The following is an 8415-nucleotide window of genomic DNA, read 5'->3' as shown; positions in this document are numbered from 1 at the left end:
ATACTCACCTAATATCGCCGTGCTGCGGTCACATTCGCTGTTTTAACTCTCCATAGCCGGCACTTAGACGAGGCCTAGCTTATCTACCGCTGTTTCCGACCTACGATTATCAAGCATACTCGTGGTATTTTGTTGCAAGAGATTGATTTTACGCACCGCTCGCAAAACGCTTTTGGGAGAGCTTTATGCTTAAACTTCAAAGTGCTCTACAGTTAATGAGGAGGGCTTTGGTTGTGTGCCGAGCTTGTGCTGCGAGTGGGCAATCTTTACGATTCTATATATAAAATCTATTGAATATATGATTGTTGTGCGCGCTAATGTTACCCTGAGAGAATGCTAGTCGATGCAGGCTATTAACGGATTCCTCGATTTGTTTACTACCGTATTAATTATAATGAAGGACGATGTCATGAAGTTTCCACTTAACTTCTTTGTAAGTTTATCCGTGATTTGTTTGATGTTATTGGGTGTTGTCACTCAGGCTGCGACAGAAAAAGAGCCTTGGCAGCAGGCCGAGTCTACCGAGGTATGGGAGCCGGTGCCGCCGAAGGTTTCGGTGAATGCTGCAGGTGTGCCGTCAGATGCGATTATTTTATTTGACGGTACGAGCCTCGATGCTTGGGAGTCTGTAAAAGATAACGCTGTGGCGCCCTGGAAAATAAAGGGCGATGTGTTAGTGACTAACCCGCAAAGTGGCGATATTCGCACGAAACAAAATTTTTGTGATATTCAGCTGCATATCGAATGGCAGTCGCCCGCAGAGGAGGATATGGAAGGTCCTGAGGGGCAAGGTCGCGGTAATAGCGGCGTGTTTTTTCAGGAGCGTTATGAGGTTCAGGTACTGGATTCATTTGGTGGCGATACTTATGTCAACGGACAAGCCGGATCTATCTATAAGCAACACATACCTTTGGTGAATGCCACCAAAGGCCTCAGTGAGTGGAACGTGTACGACATTGTTTATAGTGCTCCAGAATTTAATGCGGCCGGAAGGTTACTTGAGCCGGCCTATATTACCGTTTTGCACAACGGTATTTTGGTACAAAACCATGCCGAGGTTAAGGGGCCAACCGCTTGGATTGGGCACCCGCCTTATGAGGCACACGGCTGTGCACCGTTACGGCTACAGGATCACGGCAACCCTGCTAAGTTTCGTAATATTTGGGTTCGTACATTGTAACGGCGGCTCACTCTAGGCGAATTGTTCAATCAATAATGTAAAACGAGAACCACAGATGAAAATAATAACATCAGCCCTTGTCCTGATTTATTTGACGGCGTCCACAATTGTTTTGGCGGCAGCAAGTGATAAAGGTTTTTTTCAATACCTTGAAAACAATAGTAACTGGAGTCGCGGCACTAAGGTTGCGGTTGCTGGCGAGCAATTTAAGTTGCTTAAAGATGGCGACGGCCAAGTTATTGTAAATGCTGCTAGCCCTGATAATTTACTGACCAATGTGTACCTGGGGGATTCAGTATTAAGTCTTACCTATATGGCGGATGCTAACACTAATGCCAGTGTGTATTTGCAGGGGCGCTATGCCGTTAAGTTGACCAACAATAGCTCTGCAGGGCAGTTGAGCCATGAAAGTGCAGGGGCAGTGGGGCAGCGCTGGAACAATGACACGAAACAATCAGTCGATGGCGCGCTACCGCTTGAGTCCGTCTCTGTCGCCCCCGCGACTTGGCATACTTTAACCGCCAAATTTCGCGCGCCGCGCTACGATGATGCCTCGAACAAGATCGAGAATGCACTTTTGTTGGAAGTCGCAATCGACGACCAAATCGTGCAGCGCAACACTGTGTTGCCAGGCTTTAGTATTGACCCCATTAAACCATGGGAAACCACTAGTGGACGTACTATGGTTCGCGTAAAAGACGGTCGGTTAGCGCTTGGCTCGCTAAGTACTCAGCCGGCAGATTTTGACAAGTTGACGGTTCCGGTCTCTAGTGGAGAGGCAACAAACGAAGCTTCTTTGGTCGATTTTGTTTCGCTGGGTAAAAAAAGCTTTCAAGCGCTTGGTTGTAAAGAGTGTCACGCGGTTGTGCCTAACGATTCATCTATGAAAACCGGACCGAATCTATTTGGTCTGTTTAAAAAAACGCCGCGCAATCGAGAGATTGTCGAAACAGGTGAAAATCATCGTTTTACGATTAAGGCGGATGAGAGTTATTTTTATCGCAGTATTCGCACTCCAGCAGCAGAGCTTGCTATACATGAGGGCGGTGCCAAGCAAGGCGAGGCTTTTATGCCTATTATGCCTCCATATCATCAACAAACTTTGCCTGATAAGCAGCTAGACGCTCTCTATTTTTACTTAAAAACCCTTAACGATGCGCGGGAGCAAGGCGCTGCGATTAAACTCGTGGATGCCGGCGGCCCAATCAAGTATGACCCGCTAATCGATGACCTGCAGTTTTTAGTTGACGATACCGTACGTATTCAGCGCGGACCAATGGAGGGGATGTCGGCGCGGGCGATTCATGTTGGTCAGCCCAACGCCATCAACTACAGTTTCGATCCGCGTGTGCTAGGTATTGTAAAGCTTTGGCAGGGTGGGTTTTTGGATATGTCTGGCGAGTTGCGTAACCGAGGTGGCGATGGCTTAAAAACTGGCTTTGAGACGCGCGCAATTAATTTAGGTGATTCTAGTGTGTTGTTTGCTCCGCTTAATCAACACGGAGGCTTAATCGACTTTTCGTTTAAAGAAGCCATCTGGAATGATAACAAAACTGTCGATGCATCACTTTGGTCTGAAACTGATCACCTTACTCATGTCGCTGCAGTAGATGCACAGTTTTTAGGTTATCAACGGCCGTCAACTGATGCCACAGCCGCGCCACGTTTTCGTTATCGTGTTGGCGACAACACGCTTAGCGTAACTACCGAGCTTGCGACTAATGGCGATACTAAAATTACTGTGGCCGGTACGTTGAGGCAAGCGCAATCGTTTCGAATTAATTCAGAGGTTCTGACCGCTACGAGTGTATCGGTGGGACAAGTAGACGCTGGAGTTTGGACCGTGCCCAAAGGCGTTCTGAGCGCTGAATTAAAGGCCAAAGTGTTGGTTGCCGACAAGGCCTGGAAGCCAAAGCCCTCGTCGTTTAGCTATCGTAAACAAGCGCTACGCATCGTGGCTGCGGTGGCCAATTTGCCTGCAGGTTATAGCATTGAAAATTATTTGCCGCCCCAAGATAACTATGGCCGCGACCAGCTTTTTGAAGCGCTTGGGCTTGCAGTGGCCAAAGACGGCACCGTAGTTGTTGCCACCCGTACTGCCGGGGTGTGGCGTATCAAGGATGGTCAGTGGCAGCTGTTTGCCGAAGGCTTGTTTGATAGTTTGGGCGTACAAATCGAGGATGATCATGGCCTACAGTTAATTGTGGGGCAAAAAGCCGAATTGACGAGGATTACCGATACCGACGGTGATGGGCTGGGCGATTCGTTTGAAACGCTGTTTGATGCGCATAGTTACCATGGAAATTATCATACCTATCTGCATGGTCCTACGCGCGGGGCTGATGGGGCCTATTATATAAATCTTAATCTCGCTCATGCGGATGAGGCCGTCTATAAAGCCGGCGGTGACTATATGGGTACGCAGGGTGGCTTAAGCGGCTGGTCTGTTCGTGTTCAACCTGACGGTGAGTTTGATTTGTTTGCCAATGGTTTGCGCAGTCCAGCAGGGTTGGCGACAGGGCCTGAAGGAAAGCTTTGGTATACCGATAACCAAGGTGAGTTTGTTGGTACATCTAAGTTGTTTTTGTTGCAGGGAGGTAAGTTCTATGGCCATCCATCATCGCTGGTGGATCTGCCAAAAATGAAGCCCGATTCTCCAGAAATCCAATGGCCGCAAGTGGCTGATACCCGCGAGCAGGCGGTGGTTTTGTTGCCGCACAATAGCGTGGCAAACTCTCCAGGGCACCCTTTGTGGGATAGTACACAGGGTAAGTTTGGAGCTTTTGCCGGACAGATGCTTATAGGCGATCAGACGCAATCTAATTTGTTGCGCATAACCACTGAGCAGGTGGGTGAGTCTCGGCAGGGAGCGGTTATGCCGTTTATGTCCGGTCTGGCATCCGGCGTAATGCGCGGAGTGTTTTTACCTGATAACAGCCTGTTGGTTGGTCAAGCGGGGCGTGGTTGGCAGGCCAAAGGCGGTCATGTTGCAGCCTTACAGCGTATTCGCTGGGACGGTAAGACGGTCCCTGTGGCTATTACAACCGTAGAAGCTACCGCGAATGGTTTTACGATACGCTTTACTCAGCCACTAACAGCCAGTGATGTAGATGCGTTGTCACAAGCGCTGGCGGTGAAGTCTTGGGTGTACCGCGATGCGCCTGATTATGGCTCTCCTGAGCTGGATATGCGTGATGAGCAGGTTGCCGTGTCACCAGCAGAGGATGGCTTGGCGTTAGTTGTAGTGCTCGCTAATACCAAGCAAAATGTGGTGCATCCGCAGCAAACTGCTCGGGTCTACCATCTACAACTTAATCCTGTAGGTTTGTTTGCGTCTCCGCCGGCCGAACTGCTGCAGGCTTACTACACATTGTATGAGTTTGCGGATCACTAGCAATTAAGCCCGTGTGTTTGCCTGCGCGGGCGGTAGCGCTGGATTTTAGCGGTTAGTTTTGTAACTATGCGCGTTTGGCTTTACCGGCGTGTCTATGAACGAAAATACCGGAACACTTACCATTAATGTCGCCGCTGTCGTCGCCAATTGGCGGACAGTCGCGGCCCACGCACATCCCTCTATTACCTCCGCTGTTATTAAGGCCGATGCTTACGGTTTGGGTGCGGCCCAAATTGGCTCCGAGCTGTATCGTGCTGGTTGTCGGCATTTCTTTTTTGCCACTTTTACTGAGGCGCTAAATGCTCGTGCAGGGTTAGGGGCGGACTCTTGCTGTTATTTGCTTGGCGGTGTGCCTGCGGGTGCGGAAGCGGAAGCCGTACGGTGTCGGTTGATACCGGTGCTGTCGTCTATGGCGGCTGTTGAGCGCTGGCTTAAGTGGCGTGCAAGTGCGGGCTTGGATGCCGCGGAAGCGCCAGCAGCGGTTAAGTTTGATACTGGCATGACGCGTCTGGGTTTGGCTCTGAGCGAATTGGAGGCATTGCTGGCTGATCGTGAATCCTGGTTGGCGTTGTCGCCGGTGTTATTGATGAGTCATTTGGCCGTCTCCGATGAGACCCATAACCCGCAAAATCGGCGTCAGCGAGATCTGTTTTTTGCGTTAGGGGCGCGGGTCAAACAGCTCCAGCCAAGTATTTTATTAAGTTTGGCTAACTCTTGTGGTATTTATCTTGGGCGAGATTACCACGCTGATTTGGTGCGTCCAGGTGCGGCGCTGTATGGTTTTAATCCCGTTCCAGAAGGTGCATCGCCGGTGTCTTCGGTGGCATCTTTAACTTTACCGGTTATCGCTTTACGTACCCTTAAGGCATCGGCGCAAGTTGGTTATGGCGCGCAGTATCAGGCAAAACCGGGCCAAGTATTGGCGGTTGCCGCCGGAGGCTATGCTGATGGGTTGCATCGAATCTTGGGGCGCAATGGTTACGGGTTTTGTCGCGGCGCTCGGGTGCCTGTGGTTGGTCGAGTGTCGATGGACAGTACCATTTTTGATGTTTCGGCAGCGTTTAGAATTGACGGGAAGCAGGAGGCTGCAGAGTCTCTAGTGATCGAGGTTATGAACACCACGGTGCTGACGCTCGATGCGCTCTCGGAGCGCAATCAGGCGCTTGGCTACGAGGTGCTTACCAGTTTGCGTTCGGGACGTTATCGACGCGAATATCAGTCGGAGGCTTTGTAGTGCAGCAGGATCAATTGCAGAGCTTATTGGCAGTGTTGGCTGATGGCGAATATCACTCCGGTAGTGAGTTGGGTGAATTGCTGGGCGTAAGTCGCACGGCAGTTTGGAAGCATCTGCAAAAGTTAGCGGAGCTAGGTGTGGCACTAGACTCTAGTCGAGGCCGAGGTTATCGGTTGCCGGGCGGCATGGAGTTGTTGGCGGCTGAGTCGATATCTGCGCAGCTGCCCGAGGGCGGGCTGTCTTTGGCGCTAGAAGTTTTACCGCTGGTGGATTCGACCAATACGCGATTAATGGCTAATGCAGAGCAGTTGCCTGCCGGGGCTGTATGTATTGCCGAGCAGCAAAGTGCTGGTCGCGGTCGTCGAGGTCGCACTTGGGTTAGCCCTTTTGCGCGCAACTTATATTTTTCTATGTTGTGGCGCTTTGACGGTGGTGCGGCTGAGCTGGAAGGCTTGAGCTTGGCGGTAGGGGTTTGTATTGCTGAGACGCTTGAGTCGTTTGGGCTTACAGGTATCACGCTTAAGTGGCCGAATGATGTCTTGGTGGAGAATAAAAAGTTAGCGGGTATTTTGTTGGAGATGAGCGGCGACCCGGCGGGCACTTGTCATTTGGTGATTGGTGTCGGGATTAATGTAGAAATGTCGCTGGCGGCTGCGACAGGTATTGACCAGCCGTGGGTTGATGTCGCCTCTCTCGCGCGCGTCCAAGGATGTGAACGAGTATCACGCAATGCTCTTTGTGCGGGTGTGCTGGCAAGGCTTGCGGCTCTGCTGGAGGATTATCCTGAGCAGGGGTTTGCTGATTGGCGTGAGCGCTGGATGATGCGGGCTGCCTTCTTGGGGGCGCCAGTACGGCTTATTACTGCAACCCAAGAAACCCTAGGGACGTTAACGGGGGTTGATAAAAGTGGTGCGCTCGTGCTCTCGACAGCTGCCGGAGAGCAGCTATTTTACGGCGGTGAAGTGTCGTTGAGACCTGAGTCATGATTTTACAGATTGATATCGGCAACTCGCGTATTAAATGGCGTTTGCGGAGTAAGGGCCTTACTCTGCGAGCAGGCGTTGCAGAGCACGGTAATTATTACTGGTTGCAGGGGTTGATTGGCGTGCAACAGGTGTGGGTTAGTTCGGTTGTAATGGCTGAGTCGGAGCGTTTGTCCGCAGCGTTGATGGTGCACGGTTGCCCTAAGGCTGAGTTTGCGCAGGCTCAGGCGTGCGCGGGAGGTGTCACCAGTGGCTATCAGGAGCCTGCGACGCTTGGGGTTGATCGTTGGCTGGGGTTGTTGGGGGCGCGACAGTTATGTGCCGGGCCGGTGCTGCTGGTTGATGCCGGTACGGCCCTTACCGTAGATTTGTTGGCGAGCGATGGTCGTCATTTGGGTGGGTATATTGCCCCTGGCCTGGCGCTTATGCGTCAGTCACTGGCGTTAAAGTCGCCCGCTTTAAATTTGGAGCCATTGTCGTGTTATTCGGTATCACCCGGCGACACAAGTGCGTCAGCAATTGACGCCGGTCTAGTGGCGATGGGGCGGGGGCTAATAGAGACTGGGCGATCTTTGTTGGTGGGTGCGACTCAGGAGCCGCAGGTGTCTTTGTTGTTTACTGGTGGTGACGGTGATGTCTGGCGGCAAGTAATGTCCGAGGGGTTTGGTGAGCCTGAGTTGTTATTTTTGGGTTTGGAGTATTTTTTTTCGGGCGAACGTTATTAGGCGGCCACTTTGCGTGGCCCAGCTCAAGGGAGTGGCGGTGAGGTTTTTATGCGATTAATTTTTTTTGCACTGCTGGGTATTAATGTGGCTGCGTTAATTTTGCAGCTAACAATATGGCAGCCTTCGGTGGCGGGTGTTACGGCGCGGCAGGCTGTGGTTGGAGGCGAGCAATTACAATTCTGGGGGGAGGCTAATAACACAAGTGTAACGAGTGTGACTGATACTGCCGCTGATCGGGCTGAGCCTCAGCGTAGTAAGCCGGTCAAGCCGGTGCTTAGTGTTCGTGAGCAAGATGGGTTGTGCGATATGGTTGGGCCATATGCCGCCACGCAAAATGCCAAAAATTTAGTGCAGCACTTACAAGCGCTTGATGCGGAGGCCTGGGTGCAAGAGTTGGATGTGCCGGAAGGTGTGGGTTATTGGGTGCATTTACCTCCGGAGCCGAGCCGTAAAGAGGCATTGCGCCGCTTGCGTGAGGTGCAGGCAAAACAAATAGACAGTTATATGATTCCTCGGGGTGAGCTTGCTAACGGTATCTCGTTTGGCATGTTTACCCGCAAAGAATTGGCCGAGGCCCGTTTAAAAGAAATGCGTGAGCAAGGTTATGCCGCCGAGGTGCGAGAAATTACTCGAACCCATAAAGAGGTTTGGGTGGTGTTGGGGGCGGGAGAAGGTCAAAAAATAGGCGAAAAAGCCTGGGTTGAGCTACTTGAATCGGAAAATGGCATCGAGAAGCAACAAAAATACTGTCAAGGTGTTGCGTCGAGGTGAAAGTTTCACTAGAATCCCGCCTCCACGTTAAGTCGTGTTTAGAGAAAGTGCTGGCGTAGCTCAGTTGGTAGAGCAGCTGACTTGTAATCAGCCGGTCGGGGGTTCGACTCCTCTCGCCAGCTCCATTC

The 8415-nt window shown here is 51.4% G+C and carries 6 protein-coding genes and 1 tRNA gene; all 7 read left to right on the top strand.

Going from position 1 to position 8415, the window contains the following annotated elements:
- Positions 1-409 precede the first annotated feature (409 nt).
- Positions 410-1180, top strand: a complete 771-nt coding sequence (locus GILYN3_RS16360; protein WP_049724101.1) for a 3-keto-disaccharide hydrolase — start codon at positions 410-412, stop codon at positions 1178-1180.
- Positions 1181-1235: 55 nt separating this feature from the next.
- On the top strand, positions 1236-4574 hold the full coding sequence (locus tag GILYN3_RS16355) for a family 16 glycoside hydrolase (protein ID WP_049724100.1): 3339 nt from the start codon (positions 1236-1238) through the stop codon (positions 4572-4574).
- A 94-nt stretch (positions 4575-4668) separates the two neighbouring features.
- Positions 4669-5808, top strand: coding sequence for an alanine racemase (alr, locus tag GILYN3_RS16350; RefSeq protein ID WP_049724099.1), 1140 nt, complete (start codon positions 4669-4671; stop codon positions 5806-5808).
- Positions 5808-6794, top strand: coding sequence for a bifunctional biotin--[acetyl-CoA-carboxylase] ligase/biotin operon repressor BirA (gene birA, locus GILYN3_RS16345; protein ID WP_049724098.1), 987 nt, complete (start codon positions 5808-5810; stop codon positions 6792-6794). Before alr ends, birA begins: the two co-directional genes overlap by 1 nt.
- The gene (locus GILYN3_RS16340) at positions 6791-7516 is read left to right on the top strand and encodes a type III pantothenate kinase (RefSeq protein ID WP_049724097.1); all 726 of its coding nucleotides are present in this window, start codon (positions 6791-6793) and stop codon (positions 7514-7516) included. The genes birA and GILYN3_RS16340 overlap by 4 nt, the downstream gene beginning before the upstream one ends.
- Positions 7517-7564: 48 nt before the next feature.
- Positions 7565-8287 (top strand): SPOR domain-containing protein, encoded by a 723-nt coding sequence (locus tag GILYN3_RS16335; RefSeq protein ID WP_157484968.1) that lies wholly within the window; start codon positions 7565-7567, stop codon positions 8285-8287.
- A 49-nt stretch (positions 8288-8336) separates the two neighbouring features.
- Positions 8337-8412 (top strand) — tRNA-Thr (locus GILYN3_RS16330).
- Positions 8413-8415: the final 3 nt, after the last annotated feature.

The organism is Gilvimarinus polysaccharolyticus (assembly GCF_001187555.1).
In the GTDB taxonomy this organism is placed as follows: domain Bacteria; phylum Pseudomonadota; class Gammaproteobacteria; order Pseudomonadales; family Cellvibrionaceae; genus Gilvimarinus; species Gilvimarinus polysaccharolyticus.
Note: the sequence above shows the minus strand (reverse complement) of the source record. Positions and strands in the feature narration are given on the sequence as shown.